Raw genomic sequence first — 23,884 nt, 5'->3', positions numbered from 1 at the left:
GCGTTTCTTCATGTACTCGGGCCGGCCGGATCAGGCGACGGCTTCGCGCGGCTCGGAAGACGGGGCGTCGCCGTCGCCCTCGCCCTTGTCGGCGGCCTTGCGGGCCGGGGCGCGACGGCGGCGGCGCGGGGCGGCGTCGTCACCCTCGGCCGGCTGCGCTTCCTCGGCGGCCGGCTGGGCGGCCTTGGCGCGGCTGCGCTTGGGCGCCTCGGGGGCCTTCTCGGCGGCGGCCTCGGCGGGCTGCTCTGCCTTGGCCGGCTTGTCCGCCTTCTCGGCCTTGGGGGCCTTCTCGACGGCTTCGACGCGCGGCTCGGGCTGCGGCTGAGGCTGGGGTTGAGCCTGCGGCTGCTGCGGTTCCGGCTGGGCGTGCTGCTGCGGCTGGGCCTGCTGCTGGGGCGCCTCGCCGCCGGCCTCGTGCCGCTCGCCGCGGTCACGGCCACCGCGACGGCCGCGCTGGCGGCGGCTGCGGCCCTGGCGTTCGCCCTGCTGGTCGTCGCCGCGCTCGCGGTCACCCTCGGACTGGCCGTAGTGGTGCTGCGGCTGGTCGTCGCCGTCCTCGTCGGAGTCGTCGTGGCCCTGGCCGTTGCCGCGCATCTGCTGCTGGCCGTGGTCGCCGTGGCCGTTGTGGCCACCGTTGACCTGCTGCAGCGCCGCCTCTTCCTCGTACTCGAACAGGTCGTCGAGGACGCTGTGGTCGTGGGCCGGCGTCTGCTGGGCGTGCATGCCGCCCTGCTGCACGCGCTGGGTCAGCGCGCCGTTGACGTTGGCGATGCGGAAGTAGTGCTCGGCGTGCTGGTAGTAGTTTTCGGCCAGGATGCGGTCGCCAGAGGAGGCCGCGTCTCGCGCCAGCGCCAGGTACTTCTCCATGACCTGCTGGGCGTTGCCGCGCACGCGGATGCCGGGGCCGTTGCTGTCGAAGGTCTGGTTACGGACCGGACCCCGGTTGCCCTTCGGCGCACCACCGCGGCGAGGGCGCTGTTTGTTCGAGCCTTGCTTCATGACTCCAGACAATTCTGCGGTTGAAAAAACCGTTCCCCAAAAACGACGGCATGATCGTACCGGGGCCGATGACCACATCGGCACGGGCGGGGTGTCGGGGAATCGAGAGGCACAGTCGTCGTTCGGGCACCGCCTGGATGCCAAGGAGCCGTCGCCGCCGAGTCTCCGCCAGTACCCGACAGGGTCTTCCGGAGACTTCGGAGCACCAGGCCCCGCCTCGACAAGTTGTCGTGCTTGGGAACCAACGTATGCGGAGTGCCTTGGGTTTCCAACCCCTTTTTTAACACCCGCGAAACTTTTCTATCCGTTGGTCGCCGTCACGCACCGTGCAATACCCGCCAAATCCCGGCGGATCCCCTCCACGTGCAGCCCCGCGCGCCTGAACAGGTCGGCGACATCGTCGGCCTGACCCGCCCCTACTTCCACGATCAGCGATCCGCCGGACCTTAGCAGCCGCACCGCCCCCGTGGCAATAACCCGATAGGGGGCAAGGCCGTCGTCACCGCCGCTGAGCGCGGCGAGCGGATCGTAGTGGAGAACTTCGGGAGCCAAGGTCTCGACCTCGGCCCGCGGGATATAGGGAGGGTTGGAGACGATTGCATCGAATTCTTCGTCGATGCCGGCCAGCCAGTCGCCCAGGCGGAACTCCGCCCGCTCCGCCAGCCCGAGCCGCTGCGCATTGGCGCGCGCCACCTCCAGCGCGCCCGGCGCGATGTCGATGCCGAGGCCGGAGGCCGCCGACCGCTCGTGCAGCAGCGACAGCAGGATGCAGCCGGTGCCGGTGCCGACGTCGAGCAGGCGCCACGGCCGGTCGCGGTCGGGCAAGGCGTCGAGGGCGGCTTCCACCACCGTCTCGGTGTCGGGGCGCGGGTCCAGGGTGTCGGGGCCGACCAGGAACTCCAGGCTCCAGAAGCCGCGGCGGCCGAGGATGCGGCTGACCGGCTCGCGCGCCACCCGTCGGGCCACCATGGCCTCGAACGCCGCCCCTTGCGCCTCGGTCAGCGCCAGATCCGACAGGCCGAGCAGGTCGGAGGCCGGACGCGCCAGCACCTCGGCCAGCAGCAGGCGGGCGTCGCGGCGGGCGCCTTCCACGCCGGCGGCGGTCAGGCGGCGCGTCGCCGCCAGCAGCACGGACCCGACGGTGCCGGCATCGCCGCTCATTGCAGTTCGGCCAGCTTGGCGGCCTGGTCCTCGGCCGTGAGCGCGTCCACCACCTCGTCGAGCGCCTCGCCCTGCATCATCTTGTCGATGGCGTAGAGCGTCAAGTTGATGCGGTGGTCCGTCACCCGCCCCTGCGGGAAGTTGTAGGTGCGGATGCGCTCCGACCGGTCGCCCGATCCCACCTGGCTGCGGCGGTTGGCGGCGCGCTCGCTGTCGACCTGCTCGCGCTGGTGCTCATACAGCTTGGCGAGCAGCATCTTCATGGCCTTGGCGCGGTTCTTGTGCTGGCTCTTCTCTTCCTGGCAGGCAGCCACCACGCCCGTCGGCACGTGGGTGATGCGCACCGCCGACTCGGTGGTGTTGACGTGCTGGCCGCCGGCGCCCTGCGAGCGGTAGGTGTCGACGCGCAGGTCCTTCTCTTCGACGTGCACATCCACCTCCTGCGCCTCGGGCAGCACGGCGACGGTCGCGGCCGAGGTGTGGATGCGGCCGCCGCCTTCGGTTTCCGGCACGCGCTGCACGCGGTGGACGCCCGACTCGTACTTCAGGCGGGCGAAGACGTCGCGGCCGGAGATCATGGCGACCGCCTCCTTGACGCCACCGAGGTCGGTCTCGTTGACGTCCATCACCTCGAACCGCCAGCCCTTGGCGGCGGCGTAGCGCTCGTACATGCGGAACAGCTCGCCGGCGAACAGGGCCGCCTCCTCGCCGCCGGTGCCGGCGCGGACTTCCAGGATGGCGTTGCGCTCGTCGGCCTCGTCCTTGGGCAGCAGCAGGAGCTTCACCTGGTGTTCCAGCTCGGGCACCTGCTCCTTCAGGGCGCGCGCCTCCTCCTCCGCCAGGTCGCGCAGCTCCGGGTCGCCGGCGGCGTCGGCCGCCATGGCTTCGGCGTCGGCGAGATCGGCGCGCGCCTTGCGCAGCTCGGCGATGGCCTCGACGATGGGCGTCAGGTCGCTGATTTCCTTCGACATCTTGGCGAAGCCGTCGCCGCCGGCCTGGCTGGCCAGCAGGGCCTGCAGCTCGTCGTAGCGGGCCACGACGCGGCCGAGCTTCTCGTCCAGGTTCACCGTTTCGTCTCCTTGTCGTCGGGCCCCCGTTCGAGGGCGAACAGGCGGCGCAGCAGGGCTTCCGTCCGCTGCGTCGCCGCTTCGTCTCCATGTTCCGCCAGATCGCGCAGGGCCCGCATGGGGTCGTGCAGCAGGCGGTTGACCAGCAGGCGGGTCGCCTTGTCGGCATCGCCGTGCGCCGCCGCCAGGGCCTCGGCGCGCAGCACCTCCAGGTGGTCGCGCAGGGCGGTGATGGCGGGCACCGCCTCGCGCGCCGCCCGCGCCTTGAGGAAGCCCGCCAGCTCCTGGTCCACCACCGCCCAGGCCGCCTGCGCCTCCGCCTCGCGGGTGGCGCGGCCGGCGAGCGCGATGTTCTCGAGGTCCGCCAGGTCGTAGAGGAAGGCGTTCTCCTCGCGGTTCACCGCCGGCTCGATGTCGCCCGGGATGCCGGCATCGACCAGGAACATGGGGCGCTGGCGGCGCTTGCGCAGGGCGTCGCGTACCTGCTCCAGCGTCAGGGCGTAAGTCCGCCCGCCGACCGCCGCCACCACCACGTCGGCCGAATGCAGCGCCTCGGGCAGCGTCTCGAAGGGCACCGCGTGGCTGTCCAGCCGGCGCGCCAAGCTCACCGCCAGGGCCGTGCGCGGCCCGGTCACCACCAGTTGCTTGAGCCCGCCGGCCTGGAAGGCCTCCGCCATCAGCTCGGCCATGTCGCCGGTGCCGATGAGCAGGCCGGAGCAGCGGTCGAGGTCGCCGTGCAGGTCCTTGGCCGTCTGCACCGCCGACGAGGCGACGGATACCGGCCCTTCGGCGATGTGCGTCTCGCTGCGCACGCGCTTGGCGCAGGCGAAAGCGGCCTGGACCACCGCCTCCATCTCCGCCCCCGCCATGCCGGCGTCGCGCGCGAGGCGCCACGCCGTCTTCACCTGGCCGAGCACGTGCGGCTCGCCGATCATCTGGCTGTCGAGGCTGGCGGCGACGGCGAAGCTGTGGCGCACCGCCGCGTCACCGGTCAGCACGTAGGTCTGCGCCGCCACCTCGTCGGTCTCCACACCCGCCATCTCGCCGAGGAATTGGGTCAGCGTCGCGCCGGCGGCGCCGGGGTCGTCGGCGAAGGCCATCACCTCCACCCGGTCGCAGGTCGCCAACACCATGGCCTGGGTCAGTCCGCAGGCGTCGCGCAGCCGCGCCAGCACGATCGGCACCATGGCGTCGTCGACGCACAGCGCGTCGCGCAGCGCCATGGAGCTGGACCGATGATTGGCGCCGACCACCACCAGCCGGCTGACCGTCAGATCGGGCATGGGCGTCTCCCGCCCCCGCCCGGCTAGCGGCCGCGGCCGAGGGCGGCGGTCAGCTCGGCGAGCGGCACGGCGGTCTGTTCGCCGCTGTCGAGGTCGCGCACCTGGGCGACACCGGCCGCCAGCTCGTCGTCGCCGAGGATGACGGCGGCGCGGGCGCCGATCTTGTTGGCGCGCTGCATGCGCTTCTTCATGTTGCCCGAGTAGCCGAGGTCGACCACCACGTCGGCCCTGCGCAGCTCGTCGGCCAGGGTCAGGGCACGGGCCTCCGCCGCCTCGCCGAGCGGCACCAGGGCGACGGGGCGCGGCGCCGGCTCGACGCCCTCGACCAGCAGCGCCAGGCGTTCCACGCCGGCCGCCCAGCCGATGCCGGCGGTCGGCGGGCCCCCCATGGTCTTGATGAGCCCGTCGTAGCGGCCGCCGGCCAGCACCGTGCCCTGGGCGCCGAGTTCGGTGGTGGTGAACTCGAAGGCCGTGTGGCTGTAGTAGTCGAGCCCGCGCACCAGCCGCGGGTTGTGGACGAAGGGAATGCCGAGCGCCGTCAGCCCCTTGGTCACCGTCTCGAAGAAGGCGCGCGAGGTCTCGTTCAGGTAGTCGGTGAACACCGGCGCGTCGGCGACGATGACCTTGTCGCCCTCGTCCTTGCTGTCGAGCACGCGCAGCGGGTTCTTTTCCAGCCGCGCCTTGCTGTCGTCGGACAGGCGGTCGAGGTGGCCGCGCAGGTACTCGACCAGAGCGGCGCGGTAGGCGTCGCGGCTCTCCTGGTCGCCGAGCGTGTTGATCTCCAGCGTCACCCGCCCGGCGAGGCCGAGGGCGTCGAGGAAGCGCGCGCCGAGGCTGATGACCTCCACGTCGGCCGCCGGCCCTTCGACGCCGAGCAGCTCCACGCCCACCTGGTGGAACTGACGCTGGCGGCCCTTCTGCGGCCGTTCATAGCGGAACATGGGGCCGTGGTAGAACACCTTGAGCGGCAGCGCCTGCTGCAGGCCGTTGGAAATGAAGGCGCGCGCGACGCCGGCGGTGCCTTCGGGGCGGAGCGTGATGCCTTCGCCGCCGCGGTCCTCGAAAGTGTACATCTCCTTCGTCACCACGTCGGAGGTATCGCCGAGGGTGCGGGCGAAGACTTCGGTGAATTCGAAGATGGGCGTGGCGATTTCCTGGTAGCCGAACAGCTCCGCCACATGGCGGCACCGTTGCTCGACCGCACGATGACGCCGGCACTGGTCCGGCAGAAGGTCATGGGTACCGCGAACGGGCTGCAGGGATGCCACGGGACTGGTCCTCTCGGCTGAAGTGAAACGGACACACGGCCGATAGCTACGGCATCTGCGCGCCCGGCGCAACCGGCGAGGCGGCGGCGCGCTTGGCCGGGGGCGGGGACGGGATTATATTGTCGAGGTAATCAGACACGAGGATCGAATGCACATCGACGTGGTCGTGACCCCGCAGGGGCAGATTACCTTGTCGGAAGCCGTTGTCGCCCGGTTGGGTCTGAAGCCGGGCGAAGTGGTGCGTCTCGACCTCCGTGTGGACGACAAGCCGACGGCGGACGCCGCCGCACCGAAGACGAAAGCGCCTACCGCCGCCGGTATGCTCTACAAGCCGGGGCGTCGTCCTTTGACTCAGGCGGAAATCGACGACGCAATCGCTGCTGCCGTCGCCGAGAAGACGGCGCGACGCTGAATGCTCAGCGCCGATACCAATGTGCTGCTCCGGTACGTCTTGAAGGACGACGAGGCGCAGTTCGATGTGGTCAAGCCACTTCTCGAAGGCGACGAACCCTTCTTCATTTCCAACATCGTCTTCTGCGAACTCGTGTGGACGCTGCGGCGCGCCTACAAAATCCCGAAGCGGGACGTGGCTGCGGTGGTCCGGACACTCGTCGGCATGGACTCCACCCGCTGCGATGACGACGCCGTCGGTGTCGCGCTCGCGTTCATGGACGCCGGGGGCGACTTCGCCGATGCCATGGTCGCGGTAGAAGCCGGTCGAGCAGGCGCCGCCTGCCTCTACACCTTCGACCGCGGCTTCGCCCGGCGCGCCGATCCGGCGGTGTGTCGGGTCGAGCTGCTGGAAGCCTGACCCGATCCGCCCGCCGCCGCCCTGCCCTACTCTGCGGCGGAGGCTTCCGCGGCGGCCTTGGCGGCGGCGTCCAGTTCGGCGGCCTTCTTTTCCACCAGACCCACCAGGTGCTCGACCATGCGGTCGTCGTCGATGGTGTGGTCCTTGATGCCCGACACGTAGACCATGTGCGAGCCGCCGCCGCCGCCGGTGAGGCCGATGTCGGTCTCGCGCGCTTCGCCGGGGCCGTTGACGACGCAGCCGATGATGGACAGCGTCATGGGCGTGGTGATGTGGGCGAGGCGCTCTTCCAGCACCTCCACCGTCTTGATGACGTCGAAGCCCTGGCGGGCGCACGACGGGCACGACACGACGCGCACGCCGCGATGGCGCAGGCCGAGGCTCTTCAGGATCTCGAAGCCGGCCTTGATTTCCTCCACCGGGTCGGCCGACAGGCTGACGCGGATGGTGTCGCCGATGCCGGCCCACAGCAGGTTGCCGATGCCGATGGCGCTCTTCACCGTGCCGCCGCGCAGGCCGCCCGCCTCGGTGATGCCGAGGTGCAGCGGGTAGTCGCAGGCCTCCGCCAGCGCGTGATAGGCGGCGACGGCCAGGAACACGTCCGAGGCCTTCACGGAAATCTTGAACTCGTGGAAGTCGTTGTCCTGCAGCACCCGCATGTGGCGCTGGGCGCTTTCCACCATGGCTTCCGGGCAGGGCTCGCCGTACTGCTCCAGCAGGTCGCGTTCCAGCGAGCCGGCGTTGACGCCGATGCGGATGGAGCAGCCGTTGGCCTTGGCCGCCCGCACCACCTCGCGCACGCGGTCGGCGCTGCCGATGTTGCCGGGGTTGATGCGCAGGCACGCGGCACCGGCGTCGGCGGCTTCCAGAGCGCGCTTGTAGTGGAAGTGGATGTCGGCCACCAGCGGCACCGACACCTGCTTGACGATGTGGTGGAAGGCGGCCGTGCTCTCCTCGTCGGGGCAGGAGACGCGCACGATGTCGGCGCCGGCCTCCTCCAGGCGATGGATCTGCGCCACGGTGCCCGCCACGTCGGTGGTGCGGGTGTTGGTCATGGACTGCACCGTGATGGGCGCATCGCCGCCCACCGGCACCTTGCCCACCATGATCTGGCGGCTCGGACGGCGGAGGATCTGGCGGTACGGACGCACGGCGCTGGTCATGGCAGTTCCTTCGATCGATCGTCGGCGGTTCGGCACGAAACGCTTCCGCCGCCGAAAATGATCTCCGGCGGCGGATGTGGCAAGGGGCGTCGTAGAAACGTCACCCGGCGGCGGGCGGCCTCACGGGCTCATCAGGCGGTCGGGCTCCAGACGGATGCCGCGGCGCACCTCGCCGGGACCGCCGAGCGCCGGCAGCGCTTTGCCGTCCACCTGGATCTGCAGGCCGCCGGCGTTGCCGACCATGAGGGTCAGGCCGTCGCGGTCGGGCACCTGGAACCGCTCGCCCTTGCGCAGCAGGCGGGTGGCGATCAGTTCCTCGCCGTCGCGCACCTGGATCCAGCTGTCTTCCCTCGCCGCCAGCACGACGCGGGTGGAGCCCGCCGGGGCGCCGTAGACGGTGCCGTTGCCGGGCACCGGCTGCACCGGCAGGGCGGGCGCGGCGGGCACGGCGGCAGCGACCTGACGTTCGGCCGGAGCGGCCGGCGGAGTCGCCGGAGCGGCGGGGGCCGGCGTCGCCGGACGCGCCGGTTCGGCAGCGGCGGTGGGCGCCGGAGCCGGCACCGGCGGAGAAGACGCGGCGGGCGCCGGCGGCGCAGGAGCGGGAGCCGGTTCGGCGGCGGCCGTTTCCTCTTCCTCGGCCGGCGGCACGGCGTCGCTCTCCTCGGCGGGCGCGGGCGCCTCGGCCTGGGCCTGGACGGTTTCCTCGGCCGGAGCGCGCGGGGCGGCGGGCGCCGAGGCGGCGGGAGCAGCCGGAGCCGGCGTCCGTGCCGCAGGAGCGGCCGGCGGCGGCGTCACCGCCGTCGTGCGGGCGGCCGGCGCGGCGGGGGCTTCGGCGGCAGGCGCCGGCGTCGGTGCGGGCGCGGGCGACGCAGCGGGCGCGGCAGGCTGCGCCGCCGGGGCGGTCGGCGCCGTCGCGGGTTCCGGCTCGACGGCGGCGGCCGGCGTCGGCTCCGATGCGGCATCATCGGCGGGCGCCGAGGCGTCCACCACCGGCGGTGCGGCATCGGGCTCGCCCGACAGCAGGGCGTTGAACCGCTCGGGCACGTCCTGGATGAGCTGGGCGACGGACCGGTCCTCGCTCGACATCCAGTACCAGCCGCCGTAGACGGCCGCGCCGAACAGGGCGGCCACCAGGATCATGGCGCCGGTCGGCAGGCCGCCTTCGCTGACGGGCGTCGGGAACTCCAGGTCCGCCTTGCGCGGCACGATGGAGGTCTCTTCCTTGTAGCGGCGGACGATTTCGTTGCCGTCCAGGCCCATGTAGTCGGCATAGGCACGCACGAAGCCGACGGCATAGGTCGGCCCCGGCAGGTCCTGATGGCGCCCTTCCTCGATGGCCTGCACGAAGGACAGGCGGATGCGCAGCGCATCGGCCACCTGGGCGGCGTCGAGCCCGTGCTGCATGCGGCTGTTGCGCAGGAGGGCGCCGACGGTCTCGCGCGGCGCCGGGTCGACGGACGGCATGTTATCGGAGTGCACCAAGGCGCAAACTTCCCCAAGACGAGTGTTCGTCACCGGACCCGCCGCGACAGCGGGAAGGCCGCCGCTCGCAAGAAATCGCGCCGTCCGGATTACGGCCTTCAACCTACCAAAAGCGCCCGACCACTAGCAATACATACCCGGTCGGGCCGTCAGGAAAGCACCACGCCGTGGTCCTGCGCAAAGAAGCGCAGCTTTTCCCGGACGCTGCGGTCCGGCAGGTCCATGAGCCCGCGAACGTATTCCTCCGCGCCGCCCACGTCCAGGCTGCGCAGCATCATCTTCACCGGGCCGATGCCGCCGGCGGTCATCGACAGGGTCCGCACACCCAGCGCGATGAGCGCCAGCGCCTCCAGCGGCCGGCCCGCCATTTCGCCGCAGATGGACAGCGGCACGCCGGCCGTGCGGCACTGGCGGGCGATCTGATCCACCACCCGCAGCACGGCGGGCGACAGCACGTCGTAGCGGTCGGCGATCTTCGGGTTGCCGCGGTCGCAGGCGTAGAGGAACTGCACCAGGTCGTTGGAGCCGAGCGAGATGAAGTCGATGCGCGACAACAACTGCGGCAGCTGCCAGATCAGCGCCGGCACCTCCAGCATGGTCCCCACCTTCAGCACCGACGGCAGGGCGCCGGGGCCGCGCAGGCGTTCCTCGCGCTCCAGCTCCATGTCGAGCAGGCGGCGGGCGGCGACGAACTCCGACACCTCGGAGATCATGGGGAACATGATGCGCAACTCGCGCCCCGGCGCCGCCTGGATCAACGCCCGCAGCTGGGCGCGCAGGATGGCCGGGCGGTCGAGCGAGATGCGGATGGACCGCCAGCCCAGCGCCGGGTTGTCCTCCGGCTGGCCGTGCCAGTAGGGCAGCACCTTGTCGGACCCGACGTCGAGGGTGCGGAACACCACCGGGCGCTCGCCGGCCGCATCCAGGATGCGACGGTAGAGCTGCTGCTGGTCCTCCACCTGCGGCAGGCTGGCGCGCGCCATGAACGGCACTTCTGTGCGGTAGAGGCCGATGCCGGCCGCGCCCGTCTCGTCCAGGTGCGGCAGGTCCATGAGCAGGCCGGCGTTCAGCATCAGATCGACCGGGATGCCGTCGCGCGTCACCGACGGCTCGGACTTGAGCGCCGAATAGGCGGCGAGCTTGCGGCGGCGGTGCTTCAGGCTCTTTTCGAAGGCCTCGCGCACGTCGTCGCCCGGGCGGATGAACACCTGCCCGTGGTCGCCGTCGAGGATGATGGGGTCGTAGGGCTCCACCTTGGTCAGCAGGCCGCCCACCCGCGCCACCACCGGCACGCCGAGGGCGCGGGCGATGATGACGGCATGCATGGTGCGCGAGCCTTCCTCCATGACCAGCCCGCGCAGCTTGGCGCGGTCGTAGTCGAGGAGTTCGGTGGGGCCGAGGTTGCGGCACACCAGCACGGCGTCGTCGGGCAGCGCCCCGCGACTGCTCACCTGCTCGCCGCCGACCAGGTGGTACAGCAGGCGGTTGGCGAGGTCTTCCAGGTCGTGCAGGCGTTCGCGGATATAAGGGTCGGACACGTGCGCCATGCGCACGCGGGTGTCGTCGTGCACCTTCTGCACGGCGGCTTCCGCCGTCAGGCCGGAGGAGATCGCCTCGTTGATCTTGGTGATCCAGCCGGTGTCCTCGGCGAACATGCGGTAGGTTTCGAGCACGTCGCGGAAGTCGCCGAAGCCGTCGCCGGCGTGGGTCTTCACCGTGTCGTCGTCGAGCATGCCGTCGACTTCGGCCCGCAGCGTCGACAGGGCCGCCCGCACGCGCTCGTGCTCCGCTTCCGGGTCTTCCGACACCAGCCGGCCGACGCGCACCTGCGGCTGGTGCAGCACCGCCACGCCAATGCCGACGCCGCCATTCAGCCCCATGCCTTCCAGGCGCAGCGGCAGCAGGGCGTTGCCGTCCACCGGCAGCAGCTCCTGCCGGTTCACCAGCTGGGCCACGGTCAGCAGTTCGGCCAGCACCATGGCGACCGTTTCGAGCGTCTCGACCGCTTCCTCGTGGTAGGTGCGTTCCTCGCGGTTCTGCACCACCAGCACGCCGACCACCCGGCCGCCGCGCACGATGGGCACGCCCATGAGGGAATGGTAAAGCTCCTCGCCCGTTTCCGGGCGATAGGCGAAGGCGGGGTGCGACCAGGCGTCGGCCAGGGCGATGGGGCGGGCGTGCGCCGCGATCTCGCCAACCAGGCCCTCGCCCACCCGGAGGCGCGTGTTGTGGACGGCGGACTGCAGCAGGCCGTGGGTGGCGAACAGTTCCAGCACCTCGCCGGCGCGCATGACGTAGCAGGAACAGACCTCGGCGTCGTAGCTCTCGGCGATGAGGGTCACGACCTTGTCGAGGCGTTCCTGCGGCTGTCCGCCGCCGGCCATGACGTCGCGCAGCCGCCCGAGCAGTCGGCGCGGTGCGCTGGTGTCGTAGGTCATGGCGGCCGGCGTCCGGCCGGAGCTGTCCTGGGTGCGCATGCTGCCGCCCCCTGCCCCTTCCCCTGTTGCGTCGTCTTCTCGCGGATAAGGCTGCGTCAGGCGACCTTCGCCTGCAAGGATTCGATGGCCTGCTCGATCAACTCGGCGATGATTTCCGCCGTCGGCTGCTCGCGGGTCACCATGCCGACCGATTGCCCGGCCATGAGCGAGCCGTATTCCACGTCGCCCTCGATCACTGCCCGGCGCAGCGCCCCGGCCCAGAAGTGCTCGATCTCGAGCTGCGCCGTCTTGTGGTCGATCTCGCCGCGGCGGAAGCGGTCGATGACCTCGCGCTGCGTGTCCATGAACTTCTGCGTGCCCTTGTTGACCAGGGCGCGCACCGGGATCACCGGGAAGGCCGGGTCCAGTTGCACGGTCGGCACGGCGTCGCGGGCGCTGGCGCGGATGAAGGCCTGCTTGAAGTTCGCATGCGCGACGCATTCGGTGGCGCAGACGAAGCGCGTGCCGATCTGCACGCCGGCCGCGCCCAGTTCGAGGTAGCTCACCAGCGCCTCGCCGCGCCCGATGCCGCCGGCGACGAACACCGGCACGTCGCGCGTCTGCGGCAGGATCTCCTGCACCAGCACGCTGGTGGAGACGGGGCCGATGTGGCCGCCGGCCTCCGCGCCCTCGATCACCAGCGCATCGACGCCCGAGCGCACCAGCTTCTTGGCCAGCACGAGGGCGGGCGCGAAGCAGATGACCTTGGCGCCCGTTTCCTTCACCCGCTTGATGGCCGCCGCCGACGGCAGCCCGCCCGCCAGCACCACGTGCCCCACCCGGTTGTCGGCGCAGACGTCGATCAGCCGGTCGAGGTCGGGGTGCATGGTGATGAGGTTGACGCCGAACGGACGGTCCGTCAGCGCCCGGGTGCCGCGGATCTCGGCATCCAGCAGGTCGGGCGACATGGAGCCGCAGGCGATGACGCCGAAGCCGCCGGCGTTGGAGATGGCGGCCACCAGATGGCGTTCCGACACCCACGACATGGCGCCGCCCAGGATTGCGACCTCGCAACCCAGGAACTCGCGACCCCGCCGCCACAGGCGGTCGAGGCGCTGACGCGCGGCTTCACTGCTGGTCACCCGGAATCTCCCGTCGATCTGCCGCGGAAAGGAGGACGCGGCTTAAGCCGCGTCCAGCCCGTAGGCGGTGTGCAGCGCGCGCAGGGCGAGCTCGGTGTACTCTTCGGCGATCAGCACCGAGACCTTGATCTCGGAGGTGGAGATCACCTGGATGTTGATGCCCTTGTCGGCCAGCGCCTTGAACATGGTCTGCGCGACGCCCGCGTGGCTGCGCATGCCGACGCCGATGACCGAGATCTTCACGACGTTGGCGTCGGCGATCAGGTCCTGGAAACCGAGCGACTCCTTGTTCTCCTCCAGCAGCTTCACACCGCGCTGCAGGTCGCCCTTGGCCACCGTGAAGGTGAGGTCGGTCGCCTTGCCGTCGTCGGACACGTTCTGCACGATCATGTCGACGTTGATGTTGCCGTCCGTGAGCGGGCCGAAGATGGAGGCGGCGACGCCGGGGCGGTCGGACACCTTCACCAGGGTGATCTTCGCTTCGTCGCGGGAATAGGCGATGCCGCTGACCAGTTCTTTTTCCACGATCTCGTCCTCGTCGCAGACCAGAGTACCAGGGGTGTCGGGGGCGAAGGTGGAGCGCACCTGCAGGCGCACCCGATGCTTCATCGCCATCTCGACCGAGCGGGTCTGAAGCACCTTGGCGCCCAGCGAGGCGCTTTCCAGCATTTCCTCGTAGGTGATCTTCTGAAGCTTCTTCGCCTTCGGCACGATGCGCGGGTCGGTGGTGTAGACGCCGTCGACATCGGTGTAGATGTCGCAGCGGTCGGCATGCAGCGCCGCCGCCATGGCCACCGCCGAGGTGTCCGAGCCGCCGCGGCCGAGGGTGGTGATGCGGTTGTCCGGGCCGATGCCCTGGAAGCCCGCGATCACCGGCACCTGGCCTTGCGCCATGCGCTCGAGCATCAACTCGGTGTCGATCTCCATGATGCGCGCCTTCGAATGCGCGCCGTCGGTGCGGATCGGGATCTGCCAGCCGCACCACGAGCGGGCGTTGCAGCCGATTTCCTGCAGCGCGAGCGCCAGCAGGCCGATGGTCACCTGTTCGCCGGTGGCGACGACGGCGTCGTATTCGCGGGCATCGTGCAACGGCGCGATCTGGCGGCAGTAGTCGACCAGCTTGTTGGTTTCGCCCGACATGGCGGAGACGACCACCGCCACCTCGTTGCCGGCGTCGACCTCTTTCTTGACCAGCTGCGCCACGTTCTTGATGCGCTCGATGTCACCGACCGAGGTACCGCCGAATTTCATTACGATGCGGGCCATGGGCGAGATCGTCCCTTCCGTCCTGTGAGCGTCCCAAGCGAAGCGGCGGTTGTTGTAGCCCGGAGAGCGATGGAAGAGCCGCCTTCCGTCGCGCTCGCCGGTTGCCCCGCCGCACGGGCGCGTATACATACTCTGTCCGTGCCGGGGAGGCAAGGGAAGCCCCGACCCGTTCGGGTAAGCCCGACCGCCCCGCCCCCGCCCTTCGTCCGCCGCCGCGCAGGAGCCGCCATGACCGCCGCCGCCACCACCGCAGCCCGCTCCACCGCCTCGGCCGAGGAGATGGCGAAGTTCGAGGCCATGGCCGACGCCTGGTGGGACCCCGTCGGCAAGTTCAAGCCGCTGCACAAGTTCAACCCGGCCCGCATCCGCTTCATCCGCGACACGCTGGCGGCCCGGTTCGGCCGCGACGTGACGGCCGAGCGGCCGTTCGAGGGGCTGACGCTGCTCGACATCGGCTGCGGCGGCGGCCTGCTGTCGGAGCCCATGGCGCGCCTCGGCTTCACCGTCACCGGCCTCGACGCGGTGGAGAAGAACATCGGCGTCGCGCAGGTCCATGCCGCCCGCTCGGGCCTCGACATCGATTACCAGTGCCGGCTGGCCGAAGACCTGCTGGCCGAGGGCGCGGCCTTCGACGTGGTGCTGTCCATGGAAGTGGTGGAACACGTGGCCGACGTGCCGCTGTTCCTGCGCACCTGCGGCGAGCTGGTGAAACCCGGCGGCGCACTGATCGCGGCCACCCTGAACCGTACGCTGAAAAGCCTGGCGCTCGCCAAGATCGGCGCCGAATACGTCCTGCGCTGGGTGCCCGCGGGCACCCACGACTGGCGCAAGTTCGTGAAGCCCTCCGAACTGGCCGACGGCCTGCGCGCCGGGGGCCTCGTGGTCGAGCAGCTGCGCGGCATGACCTACAACCCCATCATGGACACCTGGTCGGTCACCGCCGACCTCGACGTCAACTACATGCTGAGCGCCACGAAGCCGGGGTGAGGCTGAAGCGGCCACCGCGGTGGTGGTGGGTCAATCCCGCCAGAAGCGCGGTGCCAGCAGGACGAGCACCGTGAAGAACTCCAGCCGGCCGAGCAGCATGCCGGCCGAGAGCAGCCATTTGGCGCCGTCCGGCAGGGTCGCGAAGTTGCCCGCCGGGCCGATGATGGGGCCGAGGCCGGGGCCGACGTTGGACACCGCCGTGGCGGCGCCCGAGATGGCCGTCACCCAGTCGAGCCCCCACAGGCCGAGCAGCAGGGCGATGGAGCCGACGGTGCCGACGTAGACGAAGAAGAACAGCAGCACCGACCCCGCCACTTCCTCGCCGATGGACTGGCCGTTGTAGAGGCGCGGCGCCACGGCATTGGGCGAGATCAGCCGGCGCAGGTGGGCGGTGAACAGGATCCATGCCACCTGGAAGCGGAATATCTTGATGCCGCCGGCCGTCGAGCCGTTGCAGCCGCCGACGAAGGTCAGCGCGAAGAAGGCCGCCACGGCGAAGGCGCCCCACAATGTATAGTCGGTGGTCGCGAAGCCCGTGGTGGTGACCACCGAGGTGACGTTGAAGGCCACCAGCGTCAGCGCCTGGAAGTAGCCGATGCCCTCGTCCAGGGCGAGCCAGGTGGCGAGGAACAGCGTCACGAAGCCGAGGAAGCCGACGAAGGCCTTCACCTGGCTGTCGTTGAGCAGCGGGTCGACGCCGCCGCGCATCACCTTCAGGTACAGCACGAAGGGCAGTGAGCCGGCGGCCATGAAGATCGTGCCGATCCAATGGATCCAAGGGCTCGGGAAATGCCCCATGGAGGCGTCGGAGGTGGAGTAGCCGCCGGTCGACAGGGTCGTCATGGCGTGGTTCATGGCCTCGAACAGGGTCATGCCGGCGATGTCGTAGAGCACCGCGCAGACCACCGTCAGCAGCGTATAGACCGCGAGCGTCGCGAGGCCGAGCTGGTTGACCTTCGCCATGACCTTCTCGGAGCGGTCGGAGCTTTCCATGCGGAAGAGCTGCATGCCGCCGACGCGCAGGAACGGCAGCAGCACGATGGCCATGACCACGATCCCGATGCCGCCGAGCCATTGCAGCAGGCTGCGCCACAGCAGCACGCCGGGCGGCGCCACGTCGAGCCCGACGAGGATGGTCGAGCCGGTGGTGGTGAGGCCCGAGATCGCCTCGAAGAAGGCGTCGGTGTAGCTGATGTTCAGGCGCGAGAAGACGAAGGGAATAGCCGAAAAGGCCGCCGTGAAGACCCAACCGAACACCGTCAGCAGGAAGGCCTGGCGCAGCGACATGGTCAGGTTGGCGGTGCGGTTGGCGAGGATGAGCAGGCCGCCCACCAGCCCCGTGAAGCCGCCGCCGACGAAGAACCCGCGCCAGTCCACGTCGCCCGCCGCCAGATCGGCGATGCCGGGCAGGAGCATGGCGACGCCGAGCACGGCGAGGAGGAGGCCGATCACGTAGAGAACCGGCTGCAGGGAGAGTCTGGTCAAGGCGATCCCGTGGAAATGGCGGTCAGGAGACGGGCCGGCGCCAGGGGATGGTCGCGAAGGTCACGCCTTCCTCGCGCAGGGCCTCGGCCTCTTCCCGCGACGTCTCACCGTAGATGCCGCGGGTTTCCGTCTCGCCGTAGTGGATGCGGCGGGCTTCCTCGGCGAACTGATCGCCGACGTAGTCGCAATTCTGCTGCACCGCCTTTTGCAGCTCGCCGAGGGCTTCGGCCAGCTTACGCGCGACTTCCACCGCCTCGCCACCATCGCCGGGAACGCGGGCGCCCATGGTCGGCGCCGCCGGAGCGGCGGCCGGGGCCGGCAGGTCGGCGACGGCGGGGCGACCGCCCTTGCGGCCGATGGCGGGCGCCATCAGCGCCTTGCGGACGGAGGTGTCGCCGCACGCCGGGCATTCGACCCCGCCGGCGGCGGCCGCCTTGTCATAGGCGGCGCTGTCGCGGAACCAGGCCTCGAAGCGGTGCTCGTGCGAACACAGCAGCTCGTAACGAATCATGGCAACCCGACCCGATCGAAGGTGCGCCAGCTTTACCCCAAGGGCCGTGGCGTGACAAGCTCGTGGCGGAGTATGACACAGCAGAGGCCGCGCCCGCCATGGATCCCGCCTGCACCGCCCGCCCCAAGCCGGCCGCCGCCACGCCGCCCTCCGCCTGGGTTCGCCGCTGGGCCGCCCTTGCCCCCGCCGGCGGCACGGTGCTCGACGTCGCCTGCGGTTGGGGGCGCCACCTGCGGTGGTTCCTCGACGCCGGATTCGCCGGCACGGGCGTCGACCGCGACACGGGCATGGTGGACGACCTGGCCGACCGGGCGGAGATCCTGCGCCACGACCTGGAAGACGGCTCCCCCTGGCCCTTCGCCGGCCGCGCCTTCGACGTGGTGGTGGTGACCAACTACCTGCACCGGCCCCTGTTCGCGGCCCTGGAGCAGGCTGTGGCACCGGGCGGGGTGCTGCTCTACGAAACCTTCATGCGCGGCAACGAGGCCTTCGGCCGCCCCCGCAACCCCGACCACCTGCTCGGCACCGGCGAACTGCTGACCGCCTTCCCCGCCCTGCAGATCGTGGCCTTCGAGCAAGGCAAGGTCGAAACCTGCGGCACCGGCGTCGTGCAGCGAGTCGCCTGCGTGCGGGCGGCGGAGCCGGTGGGGCTGGTGTAGCGTCGAAAGGCCGATGCGCAACCATACATACCGTCACCGCAAGCCATGATCGTCTTCGGATATTGATTTCGCGGCATAACACGACCTGAGGTCACATCTTCACTTTACCTCCCGCTTAAGAAGGCGCACCACAATGGGGTGGATCTGGCGCGCGGGCGGAGCATCCGTCGTCGCCCAGGGGCCACCCGGACGAGGGAAAAGGGGATCGTGCCATGCCGGAAACGGCCTTCGACAAGCTGTACGAGTCGGTCGTCTCGCTGATGACCCTCGAGATCGCGACCTTGGTCGTCGACGGCGGCTTCATGACCGTCGACAAGGACAAGAAGCTGTCCGTGTCCTTCGCCACCGCCGGGCAGCCTTCTGCGCAGCAGGCGGCACCCGGGGCCTACACCAGCATCAACATGGTGAGCGGCGACATCGTGAACGCCGTCTCCAGGGAATTCGCCCCCGTCGGCACTGGCTCCGATCCGGGCGTCGTGGCGTTCCACCAGACGCAGGCCAAGGCGAGCCAGGAGATCATCGCCGCCAACGTTAAGGTGCTGATGGAACTGGCTCAGGTCGTCGGCAAGAACCTCGGCGAGGTTCTGAAGAAGGCCTGACCCGCGGGAAAGGGGGCATCGCCATGGCAGAGGGCACCTTCGCCAGGTTCGGCGGCAAGCTGGCCGATCTGGCCGACGATCTGTTTCATCTGGAGGTCAACACGATCCTCAAGGACGGCATCGAAGCCCGCAAGATGCCGTCCCCCGCCCATGCCATGCTCGACCTGCTGGGCGACTACGCCTACTGGCTGCAGCAGTTGGACAAATCGGCGGCAGCCGCCGCGCGCAACCGACTGCCTGCGCCGGACAGCGGGTCCGCCGTTGAGGTCCGGGAACCGGACGGGGCACAGTGCAGGGTCCTCGCCTCGGCCGACCATGCGGCGACCGTGGACGACTTCCCGCTGGTCACCTCGATCCATCGCGTGCTGGCGCCGAAGGCCTTCGAAGTCGTGCGGCTGAAGGCGCGGCAGATGCTCGGCGACGGCGGGCTGCTCATCCCGCCGCCCGACCAGACCGTCGTCATGCGCATCATGCAGTCGTGTTCGGAACTCTCGGCCATGCTGGCCGCCCTGAGCGGCAACCAGGGATGGGCGACCGTCATCGGCAAGACTCGCGCGGAACTGCGCCAGTCGCTTCAGTCGGCGGTCGCGGCGGCCGGGCTGGAAGGCGGCGACCAGGCCGTTCTGCGCAAGATGTGGGACATCGGCGTGGAAAAGGTACTGTTCCAGACCGTCGTCGGGCTGGACGGCGACATCGTCACCGCCGCCCAGCGCGGCTGCGAGACGGCGGAATACCAGCCGCTGCGCGATCTGCATCTGGCGGCGACGCGGCAGTCCATCGGCTGCTGGGAGACCATCGTCACCATCCTGGCCGGCTTCGTCACCGGCGGCAAGAATCCGAAGAAGCTGCTCGCGCCATGACGCCGGGCGAAGTGGCCGGCCGCCGCGTCGTGCGCGGCCGCCTGCTGTGGCGGATGCTGCTGCGCGACGGCGGCGTCACGGTCCACACCTTCGACGAGCCGACAGAGCCCGGCGGGCGGCCGGTCCCGGTGGCGCGTACGGTCCTGCACATCGACGGCGACATCACCCTCTTCACCACCCCCACCCTCGCCCGCCGCCCCGATCTGGCGGCGCGTCACCAGGCGCGGGTGGAGGCTCAGGCCGCCGTCCTGCGGGACTTCGCCGCGGACATGGCCGACGTGCCGCGGCACATGCGCGTCGCCGCGGTCATGGTCGGATCCCTCGCATCGCCCTCTGTGGCGGCCCTCGATACGGTCGCCTTTTCGTCGGCCATAAGTGCCGTCGAAATCCACCTGCTCGGAGGCGTCTTGACCGCCGGCCTCGCCGCCCTCGCCCCACGCCTCTTGCGCTCGGCCGCACCCCGAATCGCGAAACTCCTCTTCGGCGCCTGACGAATTCCCCCTTGCATTTCTCGCTCGCGTGTTGAGAATGATTATCAGTTTCATACCTCACCCCGAGCCGAGCGGAGGTCCCCGTGTCCCCCATGAGCGTCCAGGTGATGCGACGGCGCATCGACGAGATCCCCGGCAAATGGCATTGCAGCATCGTCGGCACCTGCCTGCCGCTGGCCGACCTGCGCAAGATCGCGCTTAAGGCCCGGCTCGACCTGCCGCAGAGCGCCGACGACTACCATATCCACGGCGCGGTGGTGCACACCTGCGGCAGCTCGCGGGTGCTGTCGCGCCTGCTCACCAAGGCGCTGGACAAGCGGTTCCCGGCCCAGATCGCCCGCTTCGCCCGTGCCCAGACGGAGGCCGAGCTGGCCGAGCTGTGGGCGGCGCACGTGAAGGCCGGCGACGTGCCCGGCGCCTATTGGGCGCTCATGTCCCACCCCGCCGACTGCACCCACCTGCGCCAGCACGCCTATGGCGAGGTGCACATGCTGTCGCACCTGTCCGGCGCCTCGCAGCGGGTCGACATGCGCCGGCAGGCCGACCTCGAACGTCAGCTCGCCGAGCGCACCGCCGAAGTGGAAGCCCTGACCGCCGAGCGCACCCGCTGGCGCGCCACCGAGGCCACCCTGCGCCACGACCTCGCCGGTCTCGACCTGCACCGCCGCCGCTCGGAAGAGCTGGAACAGCGCCTCGCCGACCTGGAGTCGGGTGCGGCCATGGCGGAAGCCCGCCAGGCCCTGCGGGACGAGAAGGCCGCCGGCGACCGCCTGCGCCTGCGCGTCGAGCGCCTGACCGAGCAGCTGGACCGCCTGCGTCTGGAAATCGCCGAACTGACCGAGCAGAACGCCCGCCTCGTCACCCGCGCCGCCGACCTGGAACTGACCCTGTGCGAGACCGCCGGCTGTCCGACTCCGGCCAACGACCCCGGCCCGCTGGACCTGGATCGCCGCCGCATCCTCTATGTCGGCGGCATGAGCCGCACGGTCGCCCACCTGAAGGCCATCGTCGACCGCCACAACGGCGAGTTCCTCCACCATGACGGCGGCCTGGAGGATGGGTCGGAGCGGCTCGACGGCGTGCTGTCGCAGGCCGATGCCGTGCTCTGCCCGGTCACCTGCATCAGCCACGACGCCGTCGACCGCATCAAGCGGTCGTGCCGGCGGTCCTGCAAGGCCTTCATGCCGCTGCCGAGCCACAGCGTCTCCACCTTCGTGCGCGCCCTGCGCGTCGTCGGCCGCGCCCAGCCGCCGCTGCCGCAGTACGAGGTGCTGGCGGCCGAGTGACGGGATCCCCCTCGACAAAGATGCGGCGGAAGAGCATCTTCTTCCCGAGGGCGCGACAGACGCCCGAGGGGAGCGATGCGTCCGCCGCACAGGGGGATGAAGACCGATGCAGTGGACCAAGGATCTGAAGGTCGGGGTGGCCTTCATCGACGCCGATCACCAAGAGTTCGTCGACCAGCTGAACGCCGCCGTCGCGGCCTCCGACGCCGAGTTTCCGGCGGCCTTCGCGGCGCTGGCCGAACACACCCGCGCCCATTTCGCGCGCGAAGAAGCGCTCATGGATCAGGTCGGCTTCTTCGCCACCGACGTCCACAAGGGCGAACACCGCCGCGTCCTGGCGGAGGTGGAGCATTTCGCCGGCCAGCTGGCGCGCGGCAACCTCGCCTTCGTGCGGGCCTATGTCGCCGAGCGCTTGCCCGACTGGTTCCTGCAGCACCGCAACACCATGGATCAGGCGACGGCGGCCTTCGCCCTGCAGCGGGGCGCCGTTCCGGCCGTGTGAGGCCGCACAGGGCCGTGCGAAAACGCACAAGCGGGCGCGCTGCCGCCCGCTAGCCTCCCTCCATCGCGCCGGAGTTCCGGTGCACCGAGAGGGAGGAAAGCCCCATGCACCCCGACGCCGTCACCCTGCGCCGCGCCCGGCCGGACGACATCAAGGCCCTGCGGACCCTGCAGACGCTGTCGCTGCTCTGCCTGGGCACCAGCCATTACGCACCCGAACAGATCGCCGCCTTCATCACCCATGTCGGCACCATGGACGACCATCTGGTGGAAGACGGCGGCTGCCTGATCGCCGAGATCGACGGCCGCATGGCCGGATGCGGCGGCTGGTCCCTGCGCACGCCGGGCTATGCCGCGGTCATGGGCGGCGCACAGGCTCCGGCTCGCCGAGAGACGCCGGTGGTGCGCAGCGTGTTCGTCCATCCCGGCGCCGCCCGTCGGGGCGTCGGCCGGCGCATCATGGCGGCCGTCGAAGCCGAGATGCTGGCCGCCGGCCACGACCGCGCCGTGCTGACCGCCACCCTGCCCGGCGTCGCCTTCTACACCGCCCTCGGCTGGCGCCCCATGCGGGCGGTGCGCCTCGCCCTGCCCGGCGGCCACGCCTTCCGCGGCCTCGACATGGCCAAGCTGCTGCGCCGGCCGCAGGCGGGCCATCGCGCCGACGAACCGGCCGTGCCGCTGCTGGCCTCCGCCTGATGCCGTTTCGGCGCACCCCTCCCGCGCCCACCTCGACCGCGCCCGGCGTTCGTCGGGGCGGTCCTTCTTTTGGTGTCAATGCCGGGATTGCACCTGAACCGGCCGCTCTCCTACAGCGTGGAAGCGACACGAACCGCCGCAAGGGCCCCCATGGCGGCGGCTTCTCGACACGCGTGCGATACCTGTGACACCATAGAACCATGTCAATATTCTGATTGAATCCCCCGTCGTCTCCTGTAGGGTCGTCTCCACAGGCCGCCGCCTCGCATCAAGAGCGGTCCCCCGAACAGAGACCTTCGCAGACGGAGACAGTCCCATGTCGCAGCCCCTGGCCGCGTCGTGCGCGGAACCGCTCGCCCTCGTGCAGCCCGCCGCCGCCGATGCCCTTCCCGCCGATGCGCCGGTGCTGCCGGCGGACTTCATCCCCGTCATCGAGCCGGTGGTCGACCGCCCGGCGCCGGTGCTCAACTTCGAGCTGGCCGAGTACGAGGCGCGCCTCATGCGCACCCGGCTCGCCATGGCCGCGCAGGGCATCGACCTGCTCATCGTCTCCGACCCGAGCAACATGGCGTGGCTGACCGGCTACGACGGCTGGTCGTTCTACGTCCACCAGTGCGTGCTGCTGCACCAGGAGCACGATCCGCTGTGGTACGGCCGCGCCCAGGACGCCAACGGCGCCCGCCGCACGGTGTTCATGCCGGAGGAGCGCATCCTCTCCTACCCCGACCACTATGTGCAGAGCATGGTCCGCCACCCCATGGACTACCTCTCGGCGGTGATCGACGCCCGCGGCTGGCGCACCTGCCGCATCGGGGTGGAGATGGACAACTACTACTTCTCCGCCGCCTGCCATGACTCGCTCCGCCAGCACCTGCCGGACGCCACCTTCGTCAACGCTACCGGCCTGGTGAACTGGCAGCGGTCCGTGAAGTCGCCGCAGGAACTGGCCTACATGCGCGTCGCCGCCCGCATCGCCGAGGCGACCCAGGCGCGCATCCTGGAGCTGGTGGAGCCCGGCCTGCCGAAGAACGAGCTGGTGGCCGAGATCTACCGCGCCCAGATCCGCGGCGTCGACGGGCTGGGCGGCGACTATCCGGCCATCGTGCCGCTGCTGCCCTCGGGCCGCGACGCCTCGGCGCCGCACCTGACGTGGGACAACCGCCCCTTCCGGGCCGGCGAGGGCACCTTCTTCGAGATCGCCGGCTGCTACCGCCGCTACCACTGCCCGCTGTCGCGCACGGTGTGGCTCGGCCGCCCGCCGCAGGAGGTGCTCGACACCGAACACGCGGTGCTGGAAGGCATCGCCGCCGCCCTGGAGGCCGCCCGCCCCGGCAATACCTGCGAGGACGTGGAAGCCGCCTGGCGCCGCGCCGTCGCCCGCCACGGCATCAGCAAGGAAAGCCGCTGCGGTTACCCCATCGGCCTCAGCTACCCGCCCGACTGGGGCGAGCGCACCATGAGTCTGCGCCCGGGCGACCGCACGCCGCTGCAGCCCGGCATGTGCTTCCACCTGATCCCCGCCATCTGGAAAGAGAGCTGGGGCCTGGAAATCACCGAGAGCTTCACGGTCACCGAAACCGGCGCCGAGCCGCTGTGCGACTACCCCCGCCGGCTGTTCGTGAAGGACTGAGGCGGCCCGCCGAAAATCCTTCGGCCCGCCCGGCGCGGCGCCAAGAAACCCGCGGCGCCCCGGCCGGACTTCGAAAACCCATTCGGCGGCCCGGCCGCTAGGGTGGACTTATCCGCACCA

At 70.4% G+C, this 23,884-nt stretch carries 23 protein-coding genes; 11 read left to right on the top strand and 12 right to left on the bottom strand.

Annotated features, from left to right (window positions below; genetic code table 11):
• Positions 1-30 precede the first annotated feature (30 nt).
• The 5 genes from CRP50_RS26450 to hisS form a co-directional block, all read right to left on the bottom strand.
• A complete protein-coding gene (locus tag CRP50_RS26450) occupies positions 31-999 on the bottom strand; it encodes a DUF4167 domain-containing protein (RefSeq protein WP_416045197.1) in 969 nt (322 codons plus the stop codon).
• A 300-nt stretch (positions 1,000-1,299) separates the two neighbouring features.
• Positions 1,300-2,160: a peptide chain release factor N(5)-glutamine methyltransferase gene (gene prmC, locus CRP50_RS04365; protein ID WP_097277731.1), complete on the bottom strand. Its 861-nt coding sequence runs from the start codon at positions 2,158-2,160 to the stop codon at positions 1,300-1,302.
• Positions 2,157-3,227 (bottom strand): peptide chain release factor 1, encoded by a 1,071-nt coding sequence (gene prfA, locus CRP50_RS04360; RefSeq protein WP_097277730.1) that lies wholly within the window; start codon positions 3,225-3,227, stop codon positions 2,157-2,159. The genes prmC and prfA overlap by 4 nt, the downstream gene beginning before the upstream one ends.
• The gene (gene hemA / locus CRP50_RS04355) at positions 3,224-4,510 is read right to left on the bottom strand and encodes a glutamyl-tRNA reductase (RefSeq protein ID WP_097277729.1); all 1,287 of its coding nucleotides are present in this window, start codon (positions 4,508-4,510) and stop codon (positions 3,224-3,226) included. The genes prfA and hemA overlap by 4 nt, the downstream gene beginning before the upstream one ends.
• Before the next feature lie 23 nt (positions 4,511-4,533).
• Entirely contained in the window at positions 4,534-5,778 is a 1,245-nt protein-coding gene (gene hisS / locus CRP50_RS04350; protein ID WP_097277728.1) for a histidine--tRNA ligase, read from the bottom strand.
• Positions 5,779-5,926: 148 nt separating this feature from the next.
• Between hisS and CRP50_RS04345 the strand changes: the two genes are divergently transcribed.
• Positions 5,927-6,190 (top strand): hypothetical protein, encoded by a 264-nt coding sequence (locus CRP50_RS04345; protein WP_097277727.1) that lies wholly within the window; start codon positions 5,927-5,929, stop codon positions 6,188-6,190.
• Positions 6,191-6,589, top strand: coding sequence for a type II toxin-antitoxin system VapC family toxin (locus tag CRP50_RS04340; RefSeq protein ID WP_097277726.1), 399 nt, complete (start codon positions 6,191-6,193; stop codon positions 6,587-6,589). It abuts the gene before it with no gap.
• Between the two features lie 26 nt (positions 6,590-6,615).
• Here CRP50_RS04340 and ispG read toward each other — a convergent pair whose 3' ends face one another.
• The 5 genes from ispG to CRP50_RS04315 all read right to left on the bottom strand — a co-directional run bounded on the left by ispG (position 6,616) and on the right by CRP50_RS04315 (position 14,059).
• Entirely contained in the window at positions 6,616-7,752 is a 1,137-nt protein-coding gene (ispG, locus tag CRP50_RS04335; RefSeq protein ID WP_097277725.1) for a flavodoxin-dependent (E)-4-hydroxy-3-methylbut-2-enyl-diphosphate synthase, read from the bottom strand.
• A gap of 120 nt (positions 7,753-7,872) precedes the next feature.
• Positions 7,873-9,231 (bottom strand): helix-turn-helix domain-containing protein, encoded by a 1,359-nt coding sequence (locus CRP50_RS04330; RefSeq protein WP_245913363.1) that lies wholly within the window; start codon positions 9,229-9,231, stop codon positions 7,873-7,875.
• A gap of 152 nt (positions 9,232-9,383) precedes the next feature.
• Positions 9,384-11,711: a phosphoenolpyruvate--protein phosphotransferase gene (gene ptsP / locus CRP50_RS04325; protein ID WP_245913351.1), complete on the bottom strand. Its 2,328-nt coding sequence runs from the start codon at positions 11,709-11,711 to the stop codon at positions 9,384-9,386.
• A 56-nt stretch (positions 11,712-11,767) separates the two neighbouring features.
• Positions 11,768-12,793, bottom strand: coding sequence for an NAD(P)H-dependent flavin oxidoreductase (locus tag CRP50_RS04320; protein WP_097277723.1), 1,026 nt, complete (start codon positions 12,791-12,793; stop codon positions 11,768-11,770).
• A 42-nt stretch (positions 12,794-12,835) separates the two neighbouring features.
• Positions 12,836-14,059: an aspartate kinase gene (locus CRP50_RS04315; protein ID WP_097277722.1), complete on the bottom strand. Its 1,224-nt coding sequence runs from the start codon at positions 14,057-14,059 to the stop codon at positions 12,836-12,838.
• Between the two features lie 228 nt (positions 14,060-14,287).
• Here CRP50_RS04315 and ubiG point away from each other — a divergent pair, with 228 nt between their 5' ends.
• The gene (gene ubiG, locus CRP50_RS04310) at positions 14,288-15,046 is read left to right on the top strand and encodes a bifunctional 2-polyprenyl-6-hydroxyphenol methylase/3-demethylubiquinol 3-O-methyltransferase UbiG (protein ID WP_097277721.1); all 759 of its coding nucleotides are present in this window, start codon (positions 14,288-14,290) and stop codon (positions 15,044-15,046) included.
• A 30-nt stretch (positions 15,047-15,076) separates the two neighbouring features.
• Here ubiG and CRP50_RS04305 read toward each other — a convergent pair whose 3' ends face one another.
• Entirely contained in the window at positions 15,077-16,531 is a 1,455-nt protein-coding gene (locus CRP50_RS04305) for a TrkH family potassium uptake protein (RefSeq protein ID WP_097277720.1), read from the bottom strand.
• A gap of 22 nt (positions 16,532-16,553) precedes the next feature.
• Positions 16,554-17,042 carry a DUF1178 family protein gene (locus CRP50_RS04300; protein WP_097277719.1) on the bottom strand — a complete coding sequence of 163 codons (489 nt, stop codon included), beginning with the start codon at positions 17,040-17,042 and terminating at the stop codon, positions 16,554-16,556.
• A 98-nt stretch (positions 17,043-17,140) separates the two neighbouring features.
• Between CRP50_RS04300 and CRP50_RS04295 the strand changes: the two genes are divergently transcribed.
• From CRP50_RS04295 to doeA, 8 genes are all read left to right on the top strand, one after another.
• Entirely contained in the window at positions 17,141-17,701 is a 561-nt protein-coding gene (locus CRP50_RS04295; protein ID WP_097277718.1) for a class I SAM-dependent methyltransferase, read from the top strand.
• Between the two features lie 212 nt (positions 17,702-17,913).
• Entirely contained in the window at positions 17,914-18,300 is a 387-nt protein-coding gene (locus tag CRP50_RS04290; RefSeq protein ID WP_097277717.1) for a hypothetical protein, read from the top strand.
• Between the two features lie 23 nt (positions 18,301-18,323).
• Entirely contained in the window at positions 18,324-19,160 is an 837-nt protein-coding gene (locus tag CRP50_RS04285; protein WP_097277716.1) for a hypothetical protein, read from the top strand.
• Positions 19,157-19,651: a hypothetical protein gene (locus CRP50_RS04280; protein ID WP_097277715.1), complete on the top strand. Its 495-nt coding sequence runs from the start codon at positions 19,157-19,159 to the stop codon at positions 19,649-19,651. The genes CRP50_RS04285 and CRP50_RS04280 overlap by 4 nt, the downstream gene beginning before the upstream one ends.
• Before the next feature lie 92 nt (positions 19,652-19,743).
• Entirely contained in the window at positions 19,744-20,937 is a 1,194-nt protein-coding gene (locus CRP50_RS25955; protein ID WP_097277714.1) for a DUF2325 domain-containing protein, read from the top strand.
• Positions 20,938-21,043: 106 nt separating this feature from the next.
• A complete protein-coding gene (locus CRP50_RS04270) occupies positions 21,044-21,439 on the top strand; it encodes a bacteriohemerythrin (RefSeq protein WP_097277713.1) in 396 nt (131 codons plus the stop codon).
• A gap of 104 nt (positions 21,440-21,543) precedes the next feature.
• Entirely contained in the window at positions 21,544-22,134 is a 591-nt protein-coding gene (locus CRP50_RS04265; RefSeq protein WP_097277712.1) for a GNAT family N-acetyltransferase, read from the top strand.
• A gap of 316 nt (positions 22,135-22,450) precedes the next feature.
• Positions 22,451-23,764: an ectoine hydrolase DoeA gene (gene doeA, locus CRP50_RS04260; protein WP_097277711.1), complete on the top strand. Its 1,314-nt coding sequence runs from the start codon at positions 22,451-22,453 to the stop codon at positions 23,762-23,764.
• Positions 23,765-23,884: the final 120 nt, after the last annotated feature.

The sequence above is a fragment of the Caenispirillum bisanense genome (assembly GCF_900230255.1).
GTDB lineage: Bacteria > Pseudomonadota > Alphaproteobacteria > Rhodospirillales > Rhodospirillaceae > Caenispirillum > Caenispirillum bisanense_A.
The sequence above is the reverse complement of the archived record's forward strand: the minus strand, read 5'-3'. Positions and strand labels throughout refer to the sequence as shown.

Coding starts and splice junctions, on each gene's coding strand:
- CRP50_RS26450 (WP_416045197.1), bottom strand. CDS start 999: ATGAAGCAAGGCTCGAACAAACAGCGCCCTCGCCGCGGTGGTGCGCCG.
- prmC (WP_097277731.1), bottom strand. CDS start 2,160: ATGAGCGGCGATGCCGGCACCGTCGGGTCCGTGCTGCTGGCGGCGACG.
- hemA (WP_097277729.1), bottom strand. CDS start 4,510: ATGCCCGATCTGACGGTCAGCCGGCTGGTGGTGGTCGGCGCCAATCAT.
- CRP50_RS04345 (WP_097277727.1), top strand. CDS start 5,927: ATGCACATCGACGTGGTCGTGACCCCGCAGGGGCAGATTACCTTGTCG.
- CRP50_RS04340 (WP_097277726.1), top strand. CDS start 6,191: ATGCTCAGCGCCGATACCAATGTGCTGCTCCGGTACGTCTTGAAGGAC.
- ispG (WP_097277725.1), bottom strand. CDS start 7,752: ATGACCAGCGCCGTGCGTCCGTACCGCCAGATCCTCCGCCGTCCGAGC.
- ptsP (WP_245913351.1), bottom strand. CDS start 11,711: ATGCGCACCCAGGACAGCTCCGGCCGGACGCCGGCCGCCATGACCTAC.
- CRP50_RS04315 (WP_097277722.1), bottom strand. CDS start 14,059: ATGGCCCGCATCGTAATGAAATTCGGCGGTACCTCGGTCGGTGACATC.
- ubiG (WP_097277721.1), top strand. CDS start 14,288: ATGACCGCCGCCGCCACCACCGCAGCCCGCTCCACCGCCTCGGCCGAG.
- CRP50_RS04300 (WP_097277719.1), bottom strand. CDS start 17,042: ATGATTCGTTACGAGCTGCTGTGTTCGCACGAGCACCGCTTCGAGGCC.
- CRP50_RS04295 (WP_097277718.1), top strand. CDS start 17,141: ATGGATCCCGCCTGCACCGCCCGCCCCAAGCCGGCCGCCGCCACGCCG.
- CRP50_RS04290 (WP_097277717.1), top strand. CDS start 17,914: ATGCCGGAAACGGCCTTCGACAAGCTGTACGAGTCGGTCGTCTCGCTG.
- CRP50_RS04285 (WP_097277716.1), top strand. CDS start 18,324: ATGGCAGAGGGCACCTTCGCCAGGTTCGGCGGCAAGCTGGCCGATCTG.
- CRP50_RS04280 (WP_097277715.1), top strand. CDS start 19,157: ATGACGCCGGGCGAAGTGGCCGGCCGCCGCGTCGTGCGCGGCCGCCTG.
- CRP50_RS25955 (WP_097277714.1), top strand. CDS start 19,744: ATGAGCGTCCAGGTGATGCGACGGCGCATCGACGAGATCCCCGGCAAA.
- CRP50_RS04270 (WP_097277713.1), top strand. CDS start 21,044: ATGCAGTGGACCAAGGATCTGAAGGTCGGGGTGGCCTTCATCGACGCC.
- CRP50_RS04265 (WP_097277712.1), top strand. CDS start 21,544: ATGCACCCCGACGCCGTCACCCTGCGCCGCGCCCGGCCGGACGACATC.
- doeA (WP_097277711.1), top strand. CDS start 22,451: ATGTCGCAGCCCCTGGCCGCGTCGTGCGCGGAACCGCTCGCCCTCGTG.